Here is a 20,878-nt window from a genome sequence, read left to right on the forward strand (position 1 = left end):
TTCGATGTCGACGGGTGATGGTTGATGCACCTGTCAAGGTAGGTCGACAGCGCACGTAAACAAAGGATGTGCAACTAATTATGAAGGCAAATCCAAGGACCGTTGTCGAGTCGCGTTTGAGGCACCGGCATTCGAAGACATATTGGCTGTCGGTTGCCACGCTGATTGGCATCTTCGTGGTCAATACGCTCGGCTTTACAGACACCATCACGGGCTCTGCGATGGGTTGCGGACGAAATTGGCCGCTGTGTAACGGCCAGTTGATCCCCTCCATGTGGAGTACAGCCACATTGATTGAATACGTTCATCGTCTGAGTGTCGTGGTTGGCGGCGGATTGCTGATGTGGTTCAGTGTCGTGGCGCTTCGCAAATACGGTCGTGTGGTCAGTGTACGGATCTTTGTGACGCTCGCGTTGCTAGGTGTCGTGCTCGAAGGCGCGCTCGGTGCACTGGCCGTTTTGTTCGTCAACCCGCCGGCGGTGATGGCTGCGCATTTAGGGATTGCGCTGATCACGTTTGTGGCCATGGTGCTCGTGACGGACGTGATCGACCAACGAGACCGGGCCAATGTTGCGACCGCACGACGTTTGGGGGACAGAGAATCAAAGCGTGCGCAAGCTGCAGCGTACGCTCCGCAGTTGAAAACCTTGTCGCGCCTCGTCTGGTGGTCGATTCCATACGGATATGTGGCCATTTACGTAGGTGCCTATGTGGCAAGCACCGGGTATGGCGGGTTCTTTCAGGGATGGCCCATTCCGACCGAATCTCCCGCGATGGTTGGTCCCGCATTCTGGGTTGACGTCCTGCACCGCACGATCGCGCTTGGCTTCGTCCTTTGGATGGGTGTACTGGTGTGGAAATCCTGGCGCCTACGCGAAGCAGGGCGGCGCTATTTCATCGAGAGCTGTGTAGTGTTCGTATTCGTGTGTCTTCAAGCTGTGACGGGCGCACTGCTCATCGCAACGCATCTCTCAGACATCGCGTTTTTGCTGCACGTGACGAACGTGTCCTTGCTGTTTGCGACTCAATGTCATCTCGGATTTACGTTGTTTGTAAGACGTGCCGCAGGGCACAGCACTGAACACCGAAGTGCCGAGCGAACAAGGCATCGGCACGTAGTCTAAATGAACTAGTTGAGCCACACAAAAAGGTCGATTTGAACTATCGTCATTCAGTGCAATCGGGTCTTTGACCAACCCTCGTTTCTTTATAAAGTTTGATCATCGAGTGTTCGGTGGTATCGGAACTGAAAGGGGAGAGACGGGATGACGATTTCAAGGAAGTTTGTTCAAATCTTGCTCGGACTGATCTGGTTCATAGATGGTTTGTTTCAATTGAAATCGAAGATGTTCACACAAGCGTTTATTCAGCAGGTGATTTTGCCTGTCGGTCAGGGACAGCCGCACTGGATCACAGCACTCGTGAACTGGGGAGCGACAATTGTCTCAGCACACATCGTCATGTGGAATGCGGCTTTCTCAGCAGTTCAAATCCTGTTGGGGATCGCATTCATGTTCAATTTCAAAATACGTACGACGATCGCCCTGTCCATTGTGTGGAGCTTGATTGTGTGGGTGTTTGGGGAAGGATTGGGCCAACTCTTCACGGGGCATAGCCTGCTTTTGAGTGGGGCGCCGGGCGCGGTGATACTCTACGCCCTTGTGGCAATTGCGATTTGGCCAAAACCTGAGTCTTCGCCTGCAGAATGGAATCACTGGAGTGTCCGGGTTGCACAACTTTCCCTCGCGGCCGTATTCGCCCTTGGTACTCTACTGCACTTACAATCCTCTTACTTGCAGCCATCAGGCCTGACACAGGTGGTGACGGTTCCGTGGCTAGCAAACGCGATTGGCCAGCAGGGGGCGATCGTCTCTGTAGCTCTTGCCGCGATTGAATTCGCGCTAGCGGCGATGCTGGCCTTCCAGATTCGGTTGCGGGTTGCGGTGTGGACTGCACTAGCCGTATCCTTCGTGTTCTGGTGGGCAGGACAGTCGTTTGGACAGGTACTCGACCCGCTTGCGACAGATTTTAACACAGGGCTCCTGATGATTCTGTTAGCCTTGTGCGCGGATCCAGAACAATTCCGGAACTTTGCCCATCACCAGGTTTCGCAGCATCGAATAGTGAGTTAAATCGGTTCAGGTTAAAATGAATCCAGCCAATGTAATGGGACAGGGAAGGATGTCGTCATGTCATCTGCTGTGGAATTACTGAAGCAAATTTCATTGTTTAAAGATTTGACGCCCACGGAACTGGAACATGTTCATGAACTGGCTGTCGAGCATCACTACGAGCGCGGGGCGTACGTATTCATGGAAGGCCAGGATCGGGAGGCCGTATATTTCATCGGTCGAGGGCTCATCAAGGTGCTCAAAGTGGATGACGAAGGTCGCGAACACATCGTCAACATTCTGGGGCGCGGAGCAATGTTTCCGCACGTTGGTTTCTTTCAGGACACCCCGTACCCAGGAACGGCACAGGCGATGGAACCGAGCGACCTGCTTTCCATTCGGTGCAGGCAGTTCGACGAACTGCTCACCGAGAACCCGGAAATTGCCCGAAAGGTGATGCGGGTGATGGGCGAGCGGATCCTGATGCTCCAGTCCAAGCTTCAGGAATTGGCGTCGTTTGATTCGCACGAACGCGTCGTTGCGCTCCTGCGGCACTTCGCGGAAGAGCACGGAGAGCCGGGCCCAGGTGGCGTGCATGTCAAACTCCCGATTACGCACGGCGAGATGGCACACATGATTGGCATGACGCGCGAGTCGGTGAACCGGATTTGGAACCAGCTCCGGCGTGATGGGGTGCTGAGCGGCGAACGGGACGCGTGGGTGCTGCATTTGGAGAAGCTGAATCATGGGCAGTAACGGGCAATCCCTCATTGGTCGCCTGCCGAAGGCGTTCATCGCGATCGCGTTCCTGAACTTCCTTGTCGGCGCAGGACTCGGTGGCTGGATGGCTGTTCAGCCGTCTGCGTGGGGACTCATTAGCTCGATTCATGGCGAGATCAACCCGTTTGGCTGGCTTACCATGCTGATCTACGGGATGACGTATGCAGTGTTGGCAATCTCAGCCGGGATCCGCCCACCGAAAGCCTGGATCGGGTGGCTTCACCTGGTGTTTGCGGAGCTGGCGGTGCTGGTGGTGGTCGCCGGGTGGAGTCTTCACGCGATCATGATTTTACATATCGGGCTGGGGATTCAGTTTGCCGCTCCGGTCGTGTTTCTGGTGAATATTCTGTCGGCCGTGTTCAGCAGCCGTCGTAAGCACAGGGAAAGCGCGGAGGCGGCAGTGGAGGATCGGGCGTTGGAAGCGCATCCACTCGGTTATCTACGTCGTGATCCTGCGTATCAGTCGACGGATCGCGTAGGGCAACGCGGCACAGACGTCTCGCTGATGTTGTTCCTCATCGGGGCAGGGTGGATGTTTATACGCTCGCTCACGCCGGGACAAATGGATGATGTATCCGCGCCGGGCGCGTTATATCTGATTTATTATGGGTGGATCGCAGGCACCATTCTGTCGGTCGCGCTCCACTTGTTTCCCCGGTTTACGGGTGTACGAATTTCGGCCAAGATGATGTCCGTCCTTCAGGTGGCGTGGGGGCTGACTGTGATCCTTGGCACCGCAGGCTTGACGATATCAGCACCCAACCTTGCGAACATCGGATCCCGTTTGATGGGGATCGTTTTTGCAGGTTCGTCCGCCGTCTACTTGTGGGCGCTGCTGCGGCCAGGGCGTCAGGCACCGGCCACCGCTCACGTACAACCAGCGAGTCGGTTGGCGTGGATTACGAGTTGGCTGTTCTTTCTGGTCTTGGGTATCTGCTTGGTGATAGGGCTGGATCCGCTATCCCTCGCAGCCATGCACATGCTGTTCCTTGGCTTTGCAACCACCTTGGTGTACGGTATCGGATACACTATGTTCCAGCATCTGTTGCAAAGGAGGCCCGTTTCGCGGGCGGGATCGACGGTACAAGTGGGCACATCCATCCTCGGCGCGGTGCTGATGGTCATTGCGTTTCTGGACATGCTCACCCCGCGCGCTGCAGAGGCATTCGGGTTGCTTGCCGTTGGTGGTACCTTGGCCTGGGCGGGTGCAACTGGATTTCTTCTGTTATGGGCAACCGCCAGGCACGAATAAATTCGGGTCACGCAACTGCAAGCTTGCTTTATTTTCCTTGTTTCTCGAGCCAGACGACAACCTGCTGTACCTGTGAATCACTGGTTAGACCGCCGCGAGGTGGCATTCCGCCTCGTCCTTGCTCCACGAAAGCCGTCAACTGTTGCGTATTCCAGTACTGGCCTATGGCGTAGATAGGTGGCCCATAGTCTCCCTGCCCTTTCGGACCGTGGCAGCTGGCACAAGTCTGTTGAAACAGTTTGTATCCAGGCATTGAGGTGTCCGTGAGTTGAATCTGGGAAGCGGGTTTACTTGGGATATTTACGAGTTGCTTAGGCGCCTGCCCTGCCGTGCTGTTGTTACTCCCTGTGTTAGACCCAGCCCCGCAACCAGACACCACAAGTACTGCCCCGGCGACGAAAAGTATGAGCTTTAGGCGATTCATCAGTCAGCCTCCTCTTGCACTGAAGACGATTTTTGAGAGCTCGTCTTATATAAACAGCCCATATTATGCCAGATCGAAGATATTCCTATTATCTTCGGCTGCCCTCATTTACGAATTTCGCGTCACCCGATAGACATATCCACCGCAACCGCACTGATCGATAAATCGGATCTGAATCTGGTCGCCAAAGTGCTGTTGGAGCGCCGGAACCAGGTAATCGTCAGGATTGCCATGGTTCTCGGAAACGGCCAAGTTCACAAAGTACCCTGGCTTTGTGTCCAGGATCGCCTCAATGGAGTCCTTCAAAATGAGTTCCCGATTTTCCACGTATTGTTCCGTTTCAAGGTTTACTGACCAGTTCCCCATGGAAAATCCCCCCATACCAATATACCTTAATGTCGATCATAAGGCAGCGACAAACCCTCAGCTGTGATAAAGAACACACTGGATGTAAATTCAAACGGCATCATCCGCCGGTCTCGGTCCGCCGATTGTCAGTACGTAACGCAAGGAGAAGAATAGCAGAATACTACCCGCGGTCATGCAGAATGCGCTGATCAGTGCGAGCAGATGTTGAGTGGTAGCTGGCCCGCCCGTGACCATCATCGTCACCACACCCATCAAAACTCCGACAAAGTAGAAGATAATCCCAATTTGTGCCGTCCGTTTTGGCACCATGTCATCGATGAGTGGGGCGGTCTTTCGCTCCGGTCGCTTGCTGAAGCGATATTCGAACCAGAGAAACGGCACGATTTTTTGCATGTAAGAGAACATGAGCGCTATGAGACCGCCGAATGCAAACAGGTAAATGGCTGGATACAGTAGGAATGGCATTCGAAAGAGGGTGGACAGGATAGCGCCAGTTTCACCTGCCACGAGAAACGTCATGGCGAGAAACGCGTCATATAGTGGCAATACAATCCTTTTCTTTTTACGTGCTCTAATGATCGCGATCATATCCCATACGTACAGCACCAGGCTGATGAGCAGGAGGATACTGCCGATGAACAGAACTAAGCGCTGAACAGCCCCCGTCGGGCACCAGTTGGAAATCAGCAACAACGCGACGGCAACGAAGTACAGGGTGACGTTCCGGGCCAAAGCTACCTTGTAACCGTGACTGATCACGAACATGGGCACCAACTTATAGGAGAACACGAAAACAAGCCCGCCCCAAAACGCAAATCCTCCGAGCAGCATGTGCGTTAAAATGACCGATTGGCTAACGCGCGCCGGGAAGAAGGCTTGAAAAAGCCCGACCAGAATGACCAGCCACAACGCGGACAGCGGTACAGACAACCCTTTGTGAACGGTTGTTTTGTTCCGCGCGTGAAAGTAACTGCGGCTAACCAGTAGGAAGTAAGCGACTGCGCTGCAAAGGAGCAGCGATCCCCCAATACCGACGACGGTGAATTGTGATGTCATGAATCCGACGACCATGATGACAACCGATCCAACATGGATGGGAAGATGCCAGTAGAGCACGTGGCGGGGAATGGGTGGCGCCTGGAACGCGATCGGAACGATCTGATAGAGCACGCCAAACGCGATGGTCAACATGGAACCGAGTACCAACAGGTGGATGGCGGCGAGGGACAGGGGCGACGATGCTCCTCCCAACTGCCAGGTTGGCAACAACACGCCAGATGCCAATAGGCCTGGCCAACCGAGGACCAGGCCGACGAGCAAATAATAAACCGTCGCGGAAAGCCGTTTCTTTGTAGACGTTTCATTCGACACGTTCCATCGAGCTCCTTGCCAGCATCAGCAACAAGACAGAAAGTGAGTGAGACCTGGCACGTTACAAATCGGCTTAAAACACTGCCGCGTGTGCCATAACACCGTCGTATACGCCACGAATGTAGTGTACCTCACTTTCGTCTTGTGGGTCCGGCACAACAAGCCGAAATCCATGATAAAAACCAGTGACATAGCGGTTATCATACGTTTCCGTAACATAATCGCGCCATGCGGTCGGATCCGCTTCTGGATTTTGGTGAAGAAAAACTGCTGCGAACGGTCCACATAGGTGTGGCTCAAGCGTATGAGACGCCACCGGCGTCAGTTCAATCGCCTCATAGGCGTCGTATACATCGCCTGGATTCAAGTGTGGGCCAACGTCTGCTCCTAAGATATCGTACCCTACCTGCTTGGCATGCTTAATCAAAGCATTCGCCTTGCGGATAGCCTCACTGATGTCTGCACAAGGCTTCGGCTCCATGCTCATATCTTTATCACGCGCAACCGCCAATGTCCGGGTTCGACTTCCGATACCGCCACATTCAGTCCCATGCCTTCGAGGGCTGCGATAAGTGGCCCAGTCCGGTGTGGTACATGTATTTCGCACAGTGTACCGCTCTGCGCCTCATCGACCAGCTTCAGGATTTCGTGCCTTGGATGGAATCCTTTTCGGATCGCGTCGCGGGCATCAATCGTCAGGCGCACATCGTCGCGCTCAACCTTTAACAATTCCATAAGTTCCATGTCATCGTCTCCTCGTATTTTACTTTTTTCAATTTCGCTCCTTCAATTTATCAACCCGACCGAATTGTACATTGAAGGTGATAGGGTACTTGTCATCACCATCCATCAGCACCAGTTGCAGATAAACGTCACCGACGTCAGCATCAACGTACGCGTCCAGATCCTTGCATTCTGTGACGAGTGGAATGACTTTTCCACCCTCATGCATGGTGGAGGCCTGTATTTGGCCCTCAAAGAACGTATGTGTCCATCTTGTACGTCCCTTAACGTCTAGAGTTAACGCATGGCTATCGATTTTGAGGACGAACTTGCCACTGTGTTGTTCAGATGCTGCACCTGCCGGATAAAACGTAAGCACGTGCAATCCAGGTTTTTGCATCCATGTGCCAATCGTATTGGTTGCCCTGCCGCGAGAAGTAACTTTGAATCCTGGACCGGTTCCTGTCTGCCACCAGCGAACGGCAACGTGTTGGATTGATTCAGTCTCAGGAAACCACATTGGTGACACCTCGAACGGCAATGCGCGGCTTAGGAAGAATCAGGGCATCCGCGACGGTGGCTTTACGTCCCCAGGTGGTTGCGTCACTTTCGTCAAACTGTTCCAGGTAATCGATCACGGATCGCGTTATCGCGCTCGGTGTAGACGCACCCGAAGTAACTGCCACTGTGTGCTTCCCAAACAGCCATTTGATGTCTATTTGACTGACGTCAGACACGAGTTTTGTCGGTGTTCCTGCGATTTCTTCTGATACTTGAACCAAACGATTGGAGTTGTTACTCCGCGTATCACCAACGACGATGCACAAATCTGCCTCTCCGGCAAGCTCTGCTACGGCTTGTTGCCGAAGCTGCGTTGCCATGCAGATTTCATTGTAGACCTCTGCCGTCGGGTAGCGAGCTTTTATCTTCTCGATGAGCGCCGCTGTGTCCCACTGACTGAGTGTCGTTTGGTTCGTGACCGCAATCCGGTCGTTCGTCAATGTGAGGGTTCGAAGATCTGCTTCGGCTTCAACTAGATGCACACGGCTTGGCGCGATTCCGACCGCGCCTTCCGGTTCAGGATGCCCTTTACGGCCAATGTAGATAATGTCGTATCCTGCTGCGACACGATCCCGGATTAAATCATGAGTCCGCGTGACATCGGGACATGTCGCATCAAGCACGTAGAGACCGCGTTCGGCAGCCCGTCGACGAACGTCTGGAGCAACACCGTGCGCGGTGAAGATTACCGTGCCGCCACTCGCTTGATCCAGGAGAGCCATTCGACTTCCTCCGTCGAGCGTAATCACCCCTTCACTGTTGAAGGCATCCACCACGTGGCGGTTGTGGACGATCATTCCGACGATATAGATGGGCCTGGGTAACGTCGGGTCATTCACTGCGGACTGCACAATATTCATGGCGCCGACGACACCGTGACAATACCCGCGTGGCGTAATTCGAATCACGTGCACCAAAATTCACCTCCCTCTACTCACCCTCTAACGATCTCCAGCATGCCAGAGTTTCGCTATGTGTGGTGTGTGGAAGATCACAGGGAAATCGTCTTGTCATCCCAAACATCCCGGTAAATTAAGTTCGTATATTTCGCGAGTGGGGCCCTCAGATAAATTTTGACCTCGTTGCGTGATGTATGTCACAAGGGGATTGTCTTGTCGAGGTTAAGATGTCCGTGAAAAGGAGGAAAGGGCCATGTTTCGTAAGTCTCTTCGCCGAATGTCCAAGGCCGGAATCTTAGGGGTTGCAGCGGTATCCTTATTGGTGCTGGCTGCAGGGTGCAATACCCCACAAAATCAGGTCCATTCCGCTGCGTTGGCGAATGGTCAAGATATGAGTGGAAACGAGACGCGCTCGTCATCGTCGATGGGTACTTTGAACCAAAAGCCCAAGCCGATGACAATCGTACGGCATGGTAACAACGTGACGATTAACATGTATACGGAGGAGACTATGGTCACGATCGCCCCAGGGGTACAATTCCCCGCGTGGACGTTTGACGGTACTGTACCCGGACCCGTTTTGTATTTGCAACAGGGTGACCACGTGACGTTAACATTGCATAACCTCGACCCAAATATGCCACACTCGATTGACCTTCATGCGGCGCAGGTGGCGCCTAATCAGGATTTCACGGAGGTGGCCCCAGGCAAGTCGAAAACGATCACATTTGACGCGTCCATTCCGGGTGTATTTATGTACCATTGCGAGACTGAACCGATGGCGCTGCATATTGCAGAGGGGATGTATGGGGCCATAATTGTAACGCCCAAAGGGCAGCAGCCACCAACCTATACAATTGTGCAGAGTGAGTTTTATCAGGCGATGGACCTAAATGCGGTCTTGAATGATCCACCAAACTACGTCGTATTCAATGGGGAAGCAAATCGATATGTAGATCATCCCCTTGAGGCAAAGGTAGGTCAGCCACTCACGGTTGCATTCGTCAATGCGGGGCCGAATGACTTTTCCGCATTTCATGTGGTTGGAACAATTCTACGAGACGTGCAGGCGTCAGGGAATCCAAACAATCATTTATACGATGTGCAGACATACACAGTAGCACCTGGCGATGGGGCACTCATTCATTTGGAGTTTAATGCGCCCGGCACATATGCCTTTGTCTCACATTCCATGAGTCAGATGGAGAAGGGGGCAATGGGGGAGTTCAATGTAACAGGCTAGTTCATATGAGATGGACTGACGAGTGTCAGGCTGAGGGATCCATCGGTTGAAGTCAAATGTTCACCATTTTGTAAAACACGATTTCAGTTAAAGAAGGGGATCTTTTCATGCGTCTAAGGCATTGGATTCCTGTACTATCTATACTTTTACTGCCCACTGTTACGGGGTGCGGCTCATTGGGGAGTTCATCAAACTCGGATGCAAACTCGGACAATAGTGTAAACGTGCCGGCGCAACAGTGGATAATGTCAAATCCTTCGCAAAAGTCTGGCATCATAGACCTTGAGGCAAATTACAACGATAACGACGGCGGGATGAACTTTGACGGCTACAGCAACGGGGCTATGACCGTCACGGTTCCGAAGGGGTGGACAGTTCAAGTCAAGTTTTCAAACGATAGTTCGATGACGGTTCACAGTGTCATGGTTGTGCCATTCAGCGATCGCACAAATTCCAGCTTTACTCCCACAGACGTCGCTTTCAAAGGGGCAGCTACCCCCAACGCTGAAAGTGGTACGCTAAATGGCCAGACTCAAACATTCATCTTTACCGCAACCAAACCAGGGAAGTACGCCATTGTATGTGGGATCCCAGGCCATGCTGCACTGGGCATGTGGGACACATTAGTCGTTTCCGACACGTCGACTAGCATTTCGGTTTCAACAAAATAGTACACGAGCTTATAAAATGAATGGATTCAATTTGGACCTTCATGGCTTAGATAGCCCTCAATCGGAAGGGACAAATTGGATCCACATTTTTGACGGGGTAGTGGTGGATGTACGATAGGGTACTACTCGGACTGCGTTTTCTGTACTTCTGCCTTTGCGGCATCATACAGCGCAGCCATTCCGCCATACAGCGTATAGAAGAACGCGTCTGGTGCATCGAGTGAAAACGAATTGTAGTTTCTCGGATCCATGCCGAGCATGAATTCAAACAGCTTGGCGCTGTCGTATGCGTAAAAGCAGAAGCTGGTATAGTTAAACGCCGGCATTTTTTCGTAGATGGTCACGATGTCCGACGCATAAGCCGGGATGTCGCTCGCGGCCTCATCGACCATCTTCACCGCGTCGGCAAGTTCGACGGATATCCGAATGGTTTTGTCATCAATGACGTCAATTTTTGCCACAACACTTCCCCCTTTCGTACATGTTTCGTTCAGTGGGAGAAAACAAAAGCACCCTCCCGCAAGGCTGCCTGGTATATGGACAAAGGGATCAGGTCGTCCTTCGTGGGCGCTTGTGGCCGAATCTGAATGTATCCGTCATCCGCCGTGTCCGGATTCTCGGCACCGAGCAACGTCCCATTCGAAACAAGCGAGGTAATCACAGAGAGCCCCCACCACAGAGATGGGTCCTCGACGCCCGCTTCTCCGGCCAATTCCTTCACTCGGAATACCCATTCATACGGCATGTGGGCCAGATTGACCACATGCCGCAATGTCTGGTCTTCATAAACCGCGAATACGCGGCGATAGCCGTGTGGGACGTGGCCCACGGGGAGCCACTCCACGCGGGCCGTCATGCGTCAATCCGACCGATGCGAATACGGAATGTTTCCGGGCCGCGTTCAATGTATTCCCATGAGAAAATCCCTGGACGCTCCAATTCAAACTGATAACGAAGCGGTTGCGGATCGTGATCATTGACCAGGAGCATTGCTTCTCCCGGCTTGAGGCCATCGAAAGTTTGGAAAATCACTTTGTGCTTTTGGTGCGGCGGATATTCCGTCGCATTGACTGTCGCTGCAAATTCGCTCACGGATAGTTCCCTCCTGGAAACAAAGTTGAGTTTTACACTACGGAGTCTACGTCACCAAACGACTCGGGATCGTGATGCAAATCACACGATGGGTGCGGACTCTACACAGTACCACATGGTGGACTTGGTGGGCCTAACTCTCCTCAGTTGGCGCAACGTGATATACGTCACACGCGGCTGAAGAAATTTGATTTAGCCTTACCGTTAGTAAAGATTTCAATCGTCGTTGGGAGGAGAGAACCATGCCGTTAGGCCCACTCATTTTCTGGGGTTCCTTTTTGATCGTTTTGGTGATTGGCATCCTGTTTTTTCTTGGCTACGTGTTTCGAAAAGACATTTGATGAGCTAGTCGGAGGCCAAAATTCATTTCAACCGGGTGCGGAGGCATACTGAGGTGTGACCCAAAGCACATCCAGTCGTTTTTGTGCCTGCTAGGCTGACCGCATAGGGTCATTCTTGACCGGAATCGCTTGTTCGATGAGTGGCACGTGTTGCTTTTATTCAGGAAGGAGTGCAAGGCGTGGACGACTTTGCGGCGATCATCGACGTTCGTCAGTTTGCTTCTCGGGTCAAACATCAAACGATTTTCGCTGTTTGGGGAGCATTAAGCCCTGGTTCAAAGATGTTGCTGGTCAATGATCACGATCCAAAACCGCTTTACTACCAACTGGATGCAGAATACAGCCAGCAGTTTGAATGGACCTATCTGGAGGCGGGACCGGAACGGTGGCAGGTCGAAATTCAGAAAACCGTCGTACCGCCAGCGGATCGCACAACGAATCGATAATTCGGGAGGGGCTTGATATGGCAGGAAAGATAGTGGTGCTGGACGTTCGGGAAATGCTTAAAAAGAAGGAAGAGCCCTTCCAAAAGATCATGGTGACGGTAGGTGAACTGGAGGAAGAGGACGTGTTCGAACTGCATGCCACGTTCAAACCGGATCCACTGATCCGAGTGCTTGGCAAACAAGGCTTTTCGAGCGCGGTGGTCGAGGAAGGCCCAGAACACTTCATCGTGCAGTTTTATAAAGAGGAAACGGACATTCCGTATTTCCACCTGGATAACCGTGAGCTGGATCCGCCGGCACCAATGGTCCGTACACTCGAGTTTCTTGATGGACATGAAGCTTGCCAATCTGGGGAGCTCGGCGTGGAAATCTGGAATGTGCGCGTACCTGCGCTCTTGTTGCCGGAGTTAGAAGAGCGGAACTACACGTTTGATGTTAGTGATGAAGGGAGTGGAACCGTGCGAGTAAAAATTCGCCGGCCACGGTAAAGTGTCTCTCTATGGTTCCTGATGGAATTCGTGCGTCATACGGACTCTAATTAACCGATTGAGACGTGAACGATTTCCTGCTCTGCAGAATGAAAGAAGGTGAGCAATATGCAAGGTCCGGGAGGCGCAATGCCGGGCGGGGGCGTCATCACCAGTCAGTCGCCGCCGTTCGCGGTTCCAATCCGGTATATGTTGCTCGGTATCGTGTGCTTTGGCCTGTTTGCGATTGACTTCGGGATTCAATCCTCGGCACTGGCGCAGGGTATCCCTGGCGCACCGAATGTGGTGGCGCTTACGCACGCTTTGACACTCGGGGCGCTCCTGTCTTTCGTGATGGGAGCCGTATATCAGTTGACCACGGTGGCGTTTTTGATTCCAATCGCCAGTGTACCCGCCGCACGCTGGAACTTCTGGGTATATCTTGTTGGACTGGTCGGACTGTTTGTTTCGATGAGTTTGTGGTGGTCAACCGGGTTTTTGGTGTTTGGATTTTTGATCGTGCTGTCCATCTACCTGTACGCGGTTGTACTGATTGTCTCCTTGATGAAGACGGCCGTCCGAGGTCCTATGTTCGGGTTTGTGGTGTCGGCGCATGCATATCTCATTCTCGCAGTCAGCATCGCCGTGCTCCTGGTTTTGGCTGACTCTGGCGCTGTCTCGGCTCTTAACAACGTGATGGGAGAGTTGATTGCCACGCATATCCTGTTCGCCGTGGGTGGATTTTTCACGTTTCTCGTCATGGGGTTTAGCTTCAAGCTGCTGCCTATGTTCACCCTGTCTCACGGCTTTCAGACGTGGCGGCAAAAGTGGACGATGGGACTGGCCCACGCGGCGTTGTGGGTCGTGCTTTCAGGCATTTGGACTCACCTCCAGGCATTGTTCTGGGCGGGTGCGATCATCGGGATCGCGGCATTCGTCAGTCAGATTCTCGATATTCGCGGGATCGTACGCAAACGGATGCGAAAGAAGATCGAGCCGCCGATCCGAGGTGTCGTCGTCGCAGCCGTGGCAGGGATTCTGGGCTTATGTCTGTTGCTCGTACGCGTGTTGTGGCCGATGGGCGAGGCCGGTTGGCAGGGCGTCGTGATGTTCTATCTGCTTGGGGTTGTGACGCTGACTGTGATGGGTTTTGCCTACAAAATCGTCCCGTTTCTTGTCTGGACAAAGCGCTACAGCAAATCGAAGTCCAACGCGGGCGGCAAGCCGGTGCTGATTTCCGATCTCATTGATTTGAACCAGTCGTGGCCGGTACTCATCGGGTTTGCAGTGGGATTGATTGCACTCACCGCATCTGCCGCTGCGTCGTGGAAACCAGGAGTAATCGGTAGCAGTGTGTTGATTGCCATCGCAATCCTTGTGTTCTGTGTGCAGATTCTCAAGGTGATGGAACCTGCCAAGTTGGGAAAGGAGTTGCAGGAACGTGATTGACATGGAGGAAGTTCGCGAAAAGCTGAAGGAAGTGTACGATCCGGAAATCGGGGTAAACGTGGTGGATCTCGGCCTCATTTACAAGATGGAGGAGCCGGAAGAGGGTACGCTTCATATTGAGATGACGATGACGACACCAGGTTGTCCAGCCCATGACATGATCAGTCAAAACGTCGAATGGGCAGCGGCGCAGGCGTTCGGTGTGGGCATGGTCTATGTAGATGTTGTGTGGGATCCGCCTTGGTCCCCCGATATGATGAGTCCCGAGGCACAGGAACAGTTGGGGTTCCGGTAATTCAACATGGGAATAGCCCTTTCACATGGGCGGTTGCAATCAAATTTTTGGGGGAGTACGGACGGTTGAAAAGGGAGTCTTTTCACTTCTCGCAGGATGCGCTTCGTAACGTGCATATCAGTGGCGATTCAAAGATATTGCAGCTCTGTTTGAAGAAGGATACGTGTATTGCAAAGCGTCGGATACACGAATCGGCTTCAATGGTCGTGCTTTCCGGAGTGATTCGTATACAATCAGCGGAACGAGAGGAACTGCTGCACGGGTTCGATGGTGTCATTCTCGAACCCGCTGAGGAACATGCAATCGCGGCGCTGGAAGACAGTGTTGTGCTGTTGATTTTAATCCCGCGAGACAGGATGGGCGGACTTTCTTATAACCACGGAGAAAAACCAGCCTTAGCGTCTGACGATTGGAAGGAACAGATTGTCACTGAATTGCGTGTGATCGCAGACGAACACGAACGGGTGCTGGCCGAATTCGGTGACATTCAACCTTACGATACCACGCGGCTTGAAGAAGTCATGAAAGCCGTCTCTCGGTTTGTGTCGCACTGCATGGTTGCCGAGGATAAGTTTCTCTTTCCGTTGCTCGCACCGTACTTGGGTGGAGAGGATGTCGGGCCAATCTCCAGACTGCATTTGGAACACAAAGCAATTCGCGACCAATACGAACGCTGTTTGGGGTTATACGGAAAACTAACCTCTGATACCGGACAGGTGCAAACATTGTTTGACGAGGTAGACAAATTGACGCGTCTGCTGTCTGACCACCTGGACAAAGAAGATTATCACCTGCTGCCGATGGCTGGGAGGTTACTCAGTGCAGAGGAAAAGGCAACTTTTCTTGACCGGTGGACGTCCAAGGCTGACATGATGACATCGGTATGACAGAAGGCGCATCAGTGGTAATCGAAAGGGGCTTTCATCATGCCACTCACAACACCAGGCGTGGTTGTCGGTGCTATGCGCAGAAGATTGCAGATTATTCGGCTGGCAATCTGGTTGTATCGGGCATACAAACAGATCCAGAGATTGCAATCGCGTGGAGGCGACAAAGCAGCGATCGAGGGGCTTTATGCCTCTGCCGGGCGCGACATCAGGGAAACAGCGAACCGCCTGTGCGGTGCAATTGTCAAGGCGGGTCAATTTCTCGGTCTCCGAGAGGAACTATTTCCACAGTCATTTACAACTGAGCTCCGCCAGCTTCAAGACAACATTCCCCCTGCACCCTTCTCCGATGTACGCAATACCATTTCTGAAGCGTGCGAGCAACCGATCGAGAGGGTTTTCCGTCAAATTGATCCGATACCAATCGCATCCGGTTCGATCGCGCAGGTTCACCGTGCAGAGTTGATGAACGGACAGGTTGTTGCCATCAAGGTACTGCGACCGGGGATTGAACACCTTGTTGCTGTCGATTTATCTACACTCCATCATGTTGCACACCTGGCCAAACGAATCCCGGCGCTGCGCAGTCGTTTGGATTTCGTGGCATTGCACCGAACGTTTGCGACCACGCTCGAGCGCGAGCTAAATATGTGTGCAGAGGCGGAACATATGGAACGCATGCGGGGGACGCTGGGGAGTGATTCGCGGATCACGATCCCACAAGTATTCAGTGCCTATACGACGACGCGTGTGTTGGTGATGGACTTTGTGGAAGGGGCCAACATCCGCGATGCAGCGCAGCTCGAGTCGGAGCATATCAATCGGTACGCTGTTCGGGATGCATTGTTAGATGCGTACTTAAAGCAGCTTCTGGTGACGGGCTTCGTTCATCTAGATCCGCATCCAGGAAACCTGGCTGTGCTCTCTGACGGGAAACTGGCACTACTCGACTTTGGCATGGTTGCCGAATACAGTGCTGAAGAACGAAACGCATTCCGAAACCTGATGCAGCGTCTGTTTTTCCGAGACTTCAATGGCGTTGCGAGCATCTTGCAAGACCTTGGTTTCCTGCTGCCAGAATCGGATACGGGTGAATTGGTCAATAGTATTCGGTCGGCCGTTCAGCAATTCAATGGCGCCGTACTTCGCGAATTACTCAGGCTACGGGGTTTCCGGGTAGAAGCCAAATATATGTTGTTGGTTCGCTGCCTGGGGATGCTGAAGACGGCGTTGACCATTCTGACGCCGGACGAGACCGATTGGCCCGGAGTGTTGTCTGAACACGCGCTACCTGCACTGCTGAACCGAATGGATGCTTCTAACGCCCGAGTGTGACACCACGTACAGCATCATCGAGTGTAGAGAGCTACATTGGAGGCAGAGGAGGCGTTCACGTTGGAAAAATACGGACCGTTGTTTCATCGGAACGGCGCAAAAATAGTCCCCGGTCCATTGTCAAGACTGATCATTGGGCTGGTGACGCTGGTAGGGGTCGCCGAACTGGTACTGGGGATTATCGTGGTGGTCCGCTAGGTTGCAAATCACCGCGCGGAGTTAGTCCGAATCGATTCCATCGCATGAAGGGGTGGTTTTCACATGAAGCGGATTGGAATTGTTGGAGGATTAAGCGCTGAATCTACAGTAGAGTTTTATCGCCAATTGATACGTACCTATGTTGACAGATTTGGTGATACTGGATATCCGGAAATCATCATACACAGTGTGTCGTTCAAGAAGTTCTGGGACTGGTCCCTTCAACAAGAGTGGGATCGATTTGCCACTGGGATCGTGCAAGCAGTTTTGTCCCTTGAAAAAGCGGGGGCTGATTTTGGAGTGATTGCGGCAAACATGCCTCATGTGGTATTTGACGACGTGAAGGCGCAAACGTCGCTCCCGTTGTTACATATTGCAGACGGAGTTGCCTTTGAAGCACAGTCACACGGGTACACCTGTGTGGCGTTGCTCGGCACCATCCCCACAATGAAGGCAAAATTCTATCCTGCACGCCTGAAAAAGTATGGGGTTCGCTGCATCGTTCCCGATGCGGCAGAGCAACAAATCGTACAAAATATCCTCGAATCTGAATTGTTTCTTGGCGTTCGTACAAGAGAGTCGGAACGTAATCTGATTGAAATTGTGAATGCGTTGAAATCGCGGGGAGCAGAAGCTGCAATTCTTGCATGTACGGAATTACCTATGCTGTTAAACTCAAAGAATAGCCCCGTTCCGCTGTTGGACTCCGAAGCGTTGCTCGTGAGGGCCACTTTGGAAACGGCCTTGAGCGATTAGTGCGGACAGTAGGTCAGCGGGCGGCGGTGCGGGGTCTCCGGATGAACTACCCGGATGCCTTCTTATCTCCCGAAAAATGGCATAGTACCTGTACGAACGCCTTTTTTCGCGGATAAATAATTAGTCGAGTTCCACTTCGACAAAACCGTCCCGAACCCGCACCGCGAAGGTCTCCACGGGGATGGCACACGGCATTCGAGTGGCTACCCCTGTTCTGATGTCGAATGCGCCTCCGTGGCACCGACAGACAATCTCGGATCCCTCAATTTCCCCCTCGGAAAGGGAGCAATCCTGATGCGTACACATATCGGAAGTTGCGTACCATCCGTCCTCCAGGTGGTAGACGTCTATATCTACGTCTTCGATTGAATAATTTTTCATGTCTCCGAGTGGAACATCGGAGTCCTTGCACACTTGATGCCATGCCATAAGAGTACCTCCAGTACATAGAATGTGCGGGATTTCCCGATTAAGCTTATATCTGATCAGACACGCTTCAGGTGAGCATCATTCGAGCATATGATAGGACAAGTGGTCATCGTCATTGACAACCAACGCGGTCTTACCATTGCAACTCAATGCAAAGTGGTCCATCCGCCAACCAGACTCGAAATAGAAATCTCCCGTGACGACAAGACGGGCGTACGGCCAGCCCGTTCGATAGATGAGCCCCAGGTCATCAACAGAGTGAGACCAGTCCACCGTTCGTTCGAAATAGTCATTGAGGAATTGAAGCGTACGCTGGTGCTCGTCCTCGGTCCATCTCAGTTTGAATCGAACCCCTGTTAGACCTGGCGGGGTGCACGTGTTCATGGGTGACCGCCTCCTCAATTCGCTTGCACATGCTCGGAATCATTCAGCGATCGGACCTCGCCAGGGGATTGTCGCAATCCGGGGCGACGAGCTGACAAGAGCACAGCCTCATAGCGCATGGTAAATCCCTCTGGATAACCACGATCGATCGCTTCCGTGAGTTCCGACCTTACTTCACCAGGTGCATAATCGAGCAAATGGAACAGCTCGCCAAAAAAATCGAGAACCGCTTTGCCATTTGCGAAGTGAAAGGGCAATCGAGTGCGTACTTCTTCCAGCTTTTCAAAGCCAGCGGCAGTCATGGCATCCGGTAACACTTCAGCCTGGGTGAATTTACTGAGAAAAGGTTTTGCCATCGTAATCACATCACCTAGAACGTTGCGAACGACTTCAAAAAATTCCTCCCATGTATGTCTGCCGGGCACTGTAAACATGACCGTGCCACCGGGGCGGACGACGCCAAATACTTCACACATGCTGTCAAATGGCCGTGGAAAGAACGGGAACGCAAGATTGCACAGAACTAAATCGAACGATTCAGGTTCGAGGTCGATATGCCCGGCGTTCATGACCCGAAATTCAATGTTGTTAAGACCTCTTCTTACGGCTTCCTCCTTGCCGAGGACGACCATTGAGTCGGACGAATCCACAGCTGTAACCAACAATCGTGGGTACTGGGCTGCGATTGGTACACAAAGCGTTCCTGGGCCGCAGCCCAGGTCAAGGACGCGGCGAATTGTTGAGGATGTCAAATGAGAAATGGCGTGCGATAGCATGACATCCGCAACGCGCGGGGAAATCACCCGTCCGACCGTGTTCTTATACAGGACGCTTCCTTCTTCCGACTTAAAGTTGGGAATACGCATGTCGTATAACCTCCTGCCAATTTTGACGTTGCGGGGCATGCTCCGGTTGGATCACAATCCACTGGCCCTTATACGCGTGAATGAGCATGAGTCGGTAGGAGAAGTTGTACTCCCTCCGCAGATGTTGTACTGCTCTATCCCAACAATACAGAGCCCGATTGAAGTCGTGTGTGCGCTGCATCACTACCGAAGGAACTGCCGTTTGTGATAAGCCGAAGTTTGGTGTTAGGCTGAAATAGTGGACACAACGAATCGAGAATGTAAGAATAAGGCGATTCGGGGTGAGCTACATGACACAGAAGTACGACAAGGAATTCAAACTTCATGCAGTTCAATTGGCTATGGAGAGTGGGAAGCCAGCGAGCCAGGTCGCTCGGGAACTTGGCGTCTCACAAAAGACACTGTATGGCTGGATGGCGAAGTACAAGGAGGATCCTGCTACCCCGTTCGTTGGTAGCGGGAACCTCAAGCCGGAAGTGAAGGCCTTACGGGATCTTGAGCGGGAAAACCGTGAACTGCGAGAGGAGAATGCAATCTTAAAAAAAGCGATGCGCATCTTCACCAACGACCGGAAGTAAGGTACCAATTCATCCACAGACACCGCTCCAAATTTCCGGTTGAGAAGATGTGCAAAATATTGGGTGTATCTCGGAGCGGGTATTATGCGTGGTGTGGACGCCCTGAGAGCGAGCGGTCCAAGCGTCGCAAACGAATCACGAAGCGGATTCATCAGATATTCGTGAAATCCCGTCGTCTCTATGGCAGCCCTAAAGTCACGCAGATCCTGCGCCAAGAGGGCGAGCGGGTGGCACAGAAGACCGTGGCCAAAATCATGCGGGAGAATGGGCTTAGAAGCCGTACAGTCCGCAAGTACAAGGCAACCACATACTCGAACCACAATTACCCTGTGCAGGAGAATGTGTTGAACCAAGCGTTCGTAGCCGAACGGCCCAACCAGGTGTACATGTCAGACATCACCTACATTCCAACGGACGAGGGTTGGCTGTACTTGGCCAGTGTCGAGGATCTGTGCTGCCGTAAGATTGCAGGTTGGCGTGCGGGTGCAAGGATGACGAAGGAACTGTGCATCGGGGCGCTGGAGCAGGCCTACGAACGCCAGAGGCCGACAGGACCTGTGCTGCATCATTCGGATCGTGGGAGCCAATACGCCTCTCATGACTACCAGGAAAAGCTGCGAGAATACGGGATGGTAGGCAGCATGAGCCGCAAGGGGAATTGTTTTGATAATGCATGTATCGAGTCGTTTCACAGTATTATCAAGCGAGAGCTCGTCTATCTGGAGAAGTTCAAGACGAGAGAGCAGGCAATGAAGCGCATCTTCGAATACATCGAGGTCTGGTACAACCGGGAGCGAGTTCACTCATCGCTGGGTTACCTAACGCCGGTTGAATTCGAAAGAAGATATTACCAATCCTTAAAAGATGCAGCAAGCTGAGCAATAACAGGCATCATATCAGAATATTAAAACTTACAATTTCTCTGTTCTGGGGTGTCCACTTTATTGACTT

General features: G+C 52.5%; 28 protein-coding genes. 15 read left to right on the forward strand and 13 right to left on the reverse strand.

Features of this window, described 5'->3' with window-relative positions:
* Window positions 1-80: 80 nt before the first annotated feature.
* The 4 genes from JI721_RS14335 to JI721_RS14350 all read left to right on the forward strand — a co-directional run bounded on the left by JI721_RS14335 (window position 81) and on the right by JI721_RS14350 (window position 4,143).
* Window positions 81-1,124, forward strand: coding sequence for a COX15/CtaA family protein (locus JI721_RS14335; protein WP_274455538.1), 1,044 nt, complete (start codon window positions 81-83; stop codon window positions 1,122-1,124).
* Between the two features lie 141 nt (window positions 1,125-1,265).
* On the forward strand, window positions 1,266-2,132 hold the full coding sequence (locus JI721_RS14340; protein WP_274455539.1) for a hypothetical protein: 867 nt from the start codon (window positions 1,266-1,268) through the stop codon (window positions 2,130-2,132).
* A 57-nt stretch (window positions 2,133-2,189) separates the two neighbouring features.
* The gene (locus JI721_RS14345; RefSeq protein ID WP_274455540.1) at window positions 2,190-2,867 is read left to right on the forward strand and encodes a Crp/Fnr family transcriptional regulator; all 678 of its coding nucleotides are present in this window, start codon (window positions 2,190-2,192) and stop codon (window positions 2,865-2,867) included.
* Window positions 2,857-4,143, forward strand: coding sequence for a hypothetical protein (locus tag JI721_RS14350; protein WP_274455541.1), 1,287 nt, complete (start codon window positions 2,857-2,859; stop codon window positions 4,141-4,143). The genes JI721_RS14345 and JI721_RS14350 overlap by 11 nt, the downstream gene beginning before the upstream one ends.
* Window positions 4,144-4,171: 28 nt before the next feature.
* Here JI721_RS14350 and JI721_RS17345 read toward each other — a convergent pair whose 3' ends face one another.
* The 7 genes from JI721_RS17345 to JI721_RS14380 all read right to left on the reverse strand — a co-directional run bounded on the left by JI721_RS17345 (window position 4,172) and on the right by JI721_RS14380 (window position 8,505).
* A complete protein-coding gene (locus JI721_RS17345; RefSeq protein ID WP_407654033.1) occupies window positions 4,172-4,567 on the reverse strand; it encodes a c-type cytochrome in 396 nt (131 codons plus the stop codon).
* 108 nt (window positions 4,568-4,675) lie between these two features.
* Window positions 4,676-4,933, reverse strand: coding sequence for a CGCGG family putative rSAM-modified RiPP protein (locus JI721_RS14355; protein WP_274455542.1), 258 nt, complete (start codon window positions 4,931-4,933; stop codon window positions 4,676-4,678).
* A 90-nt stretch (window positions 4,934-5,023) separates the two neighbouring features.
* Complete coding sequence (locus JI721_RS14360; RefSeq protein ID WP_274455543.1) at window positions 5,024-6,307, reverse strand: hypothetical protein; 1,284 nt, start codon at window positions 6,305-6,307, stop codon at window positions 5,024-5,026.
* Between the two features lie 73 nt (window positions 6,308-6,380).
* On the reverse strand, window positions 6,381-6,818 hold the full coding sequence (locus tag JI721_RS14365) for a hypothetical protein (RefSeq protein WP_274455544.1): 438 nt from the start codon (window positions 6,816-6,818) through the stop codon (window positions 6,381-6,383).
* Window positions 6,791-7,051 (reverse strand): amino acid decarboxylase, encoded by a 261-nt coding sequence (locus tag JI721_RS14370; protein ID WP_274455545.1) that lies wholly within the window; start codon window positions 7,049-7,051, stop codon window positions 6,791-6,793. Before JI721_RS14370 ends, JI721_RS14365 begins: the two co-directional genes overlap by 28 nt.
* Before the next feature lie 28 nt (window positions 7,052-7,079).
* Window positions 7,080-7,550 carry a hypothetical protein gene (locus tag JI721_RS14375; RefSeq protein WP_274455546.1) on the reverse strand — a complete coding sequence of 157 codons (471 nt, stop codon included), beginning with the start codon at window positions 7,548-7,550 and terminating at the stop codon, window positions 7,080-7,082.
* Window positions 7,537-8,505, reverse strand: a complete 969-nt coding sequence (locus tag JI721_RS14380) for a 4-hydroxy-3-methylbut-2-enyl diphosphate reductase (protein WP_274455547.1) — start codon at window positions 8,503-8,505, stop codon at window positions 7,537-7,539. Before JI721_RS14380 ends, JI721_RS14375 begins: the two co-directional genes overlap by 14 nt.
* 238 nt (window positions 8,506-8,743) lie before the next feature.
* Between JI721_RS14380 and JI721_RS14385 the strand changes: the two genes are divergently transcribed.
* Window positions 8,744-9,733: a multicopper oxidase domain-containing protein gene (locus JI721_RS14385; protein WP_274455548.1), complete on the forward strand. Its 990-nt coding sequence runs from the start codon at window positions 8,744-8,746 to the stop codon at window positions 9,731-9,733.
* 245 nt (window positions 9,734-9,978) lie between these two features.
* Window positions 9,979-10,404: a sulfocyanin-like copper-binding protein gene (locus JI721_RS17350; RefSeq protein ID WP_407654116.1), complete on the forward strand. Its 426-nt coding sequence runs from the start codon at window positions 9,979-9,981 to the stop codon at window positions 10,402-10,404.
* Window positions 10,405-10,526: 122 nt separating this feature from the next.
* Here JI721_RS17350 and JI721_RS14390 read toward each other — a convergent pair whose 3' ends face one another.
* The 3 genes from JI721_RS14390 to JI721_RS14400 are packed head-to-tail and all read right to left on the reverse strand — an operon-like array spanning window position 10,527 to window position 11,496.
* Window positions 10,527-10,865 carry a hypothetical protein gene (locus tag JI721_RS14390; protein WP_274455549.1) on the reverse strand — a complete coding sequence of 113 codons (339 nt, stop codon included), beginning with the start codon at window positions 10,863-10,865 and terminating at the stop codon, window positions 10,527-10,529.
* Window positions 10,866-10,894: 29 nt separating this feature from the next.
* Complete coding sequence (locus JI721_RS14395; protein ID WP_274455550.1) at window positions 10,895-11,233, reverse strand: hypothetical protein; 339 nt, start codon at window positions 11,231-11,233, stop codon at window positions 10,895-10,897.
* Window positions 11,234-11,256: 23 nt separating this feature from the next.
* Window positions 11,257-11,496 (reverse strand): DUF2249 domain-containing protein, encoded by a 240-nt coding sequence (locus JI721_RS14400; protein ID WP_274455551.1) that lies wholly within the window; start codon window positions 11,494-11,496, stop codon window positions 11,257-11,259.
* Window positions 11,497-12,016: 520 nt separating this feature from the next.
* Here JI721_RS14400 and JI721_RS14405 point away from each other — a divergent pair.
* The 8 genes from JI721_RS14405 to JI721_RS14440 all read left to right on the forward strand — a co-directional run bounded on the left by JI721_RS14405 (window position 12,017) and on the right by JI721_RS14440 (window position 17,670).
* Window positions 12,017-12,283, forward strand: a complete 267-nt coding sequence (locus JI721_RS14405; RefSeq protein WP_274455552.1) for a DUF2249 domain-containing protein — start codon at window positions 12,017-12,019, stop codon at window positions 12,281-12,283.
* A 17-nt stretch (window positions 12,284-12,300) separates the two neighbouring features.
* Window positions 12,301-12,771 carry a DUF2249 domain-containing protein gene (locus JI721_RS14410; protein WP_274455553.1) on the forward strand — a complete coding sequence of 157 codons (471 nt, stop codon included), beginning with the start codon at window positions 12,301-12,303 and terminating at the stop codon, window positions 12,769-12,771.
* Window positions 12,772-12,879: 108 nt separating this feature from the next.
* Entirely contained in the window at window positions 12,880-14,199 is a 1,320-nt protein-coding gene (locus tag JI721_RS14415) for a hypothetical protein (RefSeq protein WP_274455554.1), read from the forward strand.
* 1 nt (window position 14,200) lies between these two features.
* Window positions 14,201-14,494, forward strand: coding sequence for a metal-sulfur cluster assembly factor (locus tag JI721_RS14420; protein WP_274457886.1), 294 nt, complete (start codon window positions 14,201-14,203; stop codon window positions 14,492-14,494).
* Window positions 14,495-14,559: 65 nt separating this feature from the next.
* Entirely contained in the window at window positions 14,560-15,381 is an 822-nt protein-coding gene (locus JI721_RS14425; protein ID WP_274455555.1) for a hemerythrin domain-containing protein, read from the forward strand.
* 39 nt (window positions 15,382-15,420) lie between these two features.
* A complete protein-coding gene (locus JI721_RS14430; protein WP_274455556.1) occupies window positions 15,421-16,716 on the forward strand; it encodes an ABC1 kinase family protein in 1,296 nt (431 codons plus the stop codon).
* Window positions 16,717-16,776: 60 nt separating this feature from the next.
* Window positions 16,777-16,914, forward strand: a complete 138-nt coding sequence (locus tag JI721_RS14435) for a hypothetical protein (protein WP_274455557.1) — start codon at window positions 16,777-16,779, stop codon at window positions 16,912-16,914.
* Between the two features lie 63 nt (window positions 16,915-16,977).
* The gene (locus JI721_RS14440) at window positions 16,978-17,670 is read left to right on the forward strand and encodes an aspartate/glutamate racemase family protein (protein WP_274455558.1); all 693 of its coding nucleotides are present in this window, start codon (window positions 16,978-16,980) and stop codon (window positions 17,668-17,670) included.
* 120 nt (window positions 17,671-17,790) lie between these two features.
* On the opposite strand, the gene JI721_RS14445 is transcribed toward JI721_RS14440, so the two are convergent.
* The 3 genes from JI721_RS14445 to JI721_RS14455 all read right to left on the reverse strand — a co-directional run bounded on the left by JI721_RS14445 (window position 17,791) and on the right by JI721_RS14455 (window position 19,349).
* A complete protein-coding gene (locus tag JI721_RS14445; protein ID WP_274455559.1) occupies window positions 17,791-18,099 on the reverse strand; it encodes a Rieske (2Fe-2S) protein in 309 nt (102 codons plus the stop codon).
* A gap of 78 nt (window positions 18,100-18,177) precedes the next feature.
* Window positions 18,178-18,483 carry a hypothetical protein gene (locus tag JI721_RS14450; protein ID WP_274455560.1) on the reverse strand — a complete coding sequence of 102 codons (306 nt, stop codon included), beginning with the start codon at window positions 18,481-18,483 and terminating at the stop codon, window positions 18,178-18,180.
* A 14-nt stretch (window positions 18,484-18,497) separates the two neighbouring features.
* Complete coding sequence (locus tag JI721_RS14455; protein ID WP_274455561.1) at window positions 18,498-19,349, reverse strand: class I SAM-dependent methyltransferase; 852 nt, start codon at window positions 19,347-19,349, stop codon at window positions 18,498-18,500.
* Window positions 19,350-19,639: 290 nt separating this feature from the next.
* On the opposite strand from JI721_RS14455, the gene JI721_RS14460 reads away from it, so the two are divergent.
* A protein-coding gene (locus JI721_RS14460; RefSeq protein WP_274455562.1) for an IS3 family transposase occupies window positions 19,640-20,805 on the forward strand; the annotation gives its coding sequence in 2 pieces (ribosomal slippage) (window positions 19,640-19,883 and window positions 19,883-20,805; 1,167 coding nt in all).
* Window positions 20,806-20,878 lie beyond the last annotated feature (73 nt).

The organism is Alicyclobacillus cycloheptanicus, assembly GCF_028751525.1.
GTDB lineage: Bacteria > Bacillota > Bacilli > Alicyclobacillales > Alicyclobacillaceae > Alicyclobacillus_L > Alicyclobacillus_L cycloheptanicus.

Coding starts and splice junctions, on each gene's coding strand:
- JI721_RS14335 (WP_274455538.1), top strand. CDS start 81: ATGAAGGCAAATCCAAGGACCGTTGTCGAGTCGCGTTTGAGGCACCGG.
- JI721_RS14340 (WP_274455539.1), top strand. CDS start 1,266: ATGACGATTTCAAGGAAGTTTGTTCAAATCTTGCTCGGACTGATCTGG.
- JI721_RS14345 (WP_274455540.1), top strand. CDS start 2,190: ATGTCATCTGCTGTGGAATTACTGAAGCAAATTTCATTGTTTAAAGAT.
- JI721_RS14350 (WP_274455541.1), top strand. CDS start 2,857: ATGGGCAGTAACGGGCAATCCCTCATTGGTCGCCTGCCGAAGGCGTTC.
- JI721_RS17345 (WP_407654033.1), bottom strand. CDS start 4,567: ATGAATCGCCTAAAGCTCATACTTTTCGTCGCCGGGGCAGTACTTGTG.
- JI721_RS14355 (WP_274455542.1), bottom strand. CDS start 4,933: ATGGGGAACTGGTCAGTAAACCTTGAAACGGAACAATACGTGGAAAAT.
- JI721_RS14370 (WP_274455545.1), bottom strand. CDS start 7,051: ATGGAACTTATGGAATTGTTAAAGGTTGAGCGCGACGATGTGCGCCTG.
- JI721_RS14375 (WP_274455546.1), bottom strand. CDS start 7,550: ATGTGGTTTCCTGAGACTGAATCAATCCAACACGTTGCCGTTCGCTGG.
- JI721_RS14385 (WP_274455548.1), top strand. CDS start 8,744: ATGTTTCGTAAGTCTCTTCGCCGAATGTCCAAGGCCGGAATCTTAGGG.
- JI721_RS17350 (WP_407654116.1), top strand. CDS start 9,979: ATGTCAAATCCTTCGCAAAAGTCTGGCATCATAGACCTTGAGGCAAAT.
- JI721_RS14410 (WP_274455553.1), top strand. CDS start 12,301: ATGGCAGGAAAGATAGTGGTGCTGGACGTTCGGGAAATGCTTAAAAAG.
- JI721_RS14415 (WP_274455554.1), top strand. CDS start 12,880: ATGCAAGGTCCGGGAGGCGCAATGCCGGGCGGGGGCGTCATCACCAGT.
- JI721_RS14420 (WP_274457886.1), top strand. CDS start 14,201: ATGGAGGAAGTTCGCGAAAAGCTGAAGGAAGTGTACGATCCGGAAATC.
- JI721_RS14430 (WP_274455556.1), top strand. CDS start 15,421: ATGCCACTCACAACACCAGGCGTGGTTGTCGGTGCTATGCGCAGAAGA.
- JI721_RS14440 (WP_274455558.1), top strand. CDS start 16,978: ATGAAGCGGATTGGAATTGTTGGAGGATTAAGCGCTGAATCTACAGTA.
- JI721_RS14445 (WP_274455559.1), bottom strand. CDS start 18,099: ATGGCATGGCATCAAGTGTGCAAGGACTCCGATGTTCCACTCGGAGAC.
- JI721_RS14450 (WP_274455560.1), bottom strand. CDS start 18,483: ATGAACACGTGCACCCCGCCAGGTCTAACAGGGGTTCGATTCAAACTG.
- JI721_RS14455 (WP_274455561.1), bottom strand. CDS start 19,349: ATGCGTATTCCCAACTTTAAGTCGGAAGAAGGAAGCGTCCTGTATAAG.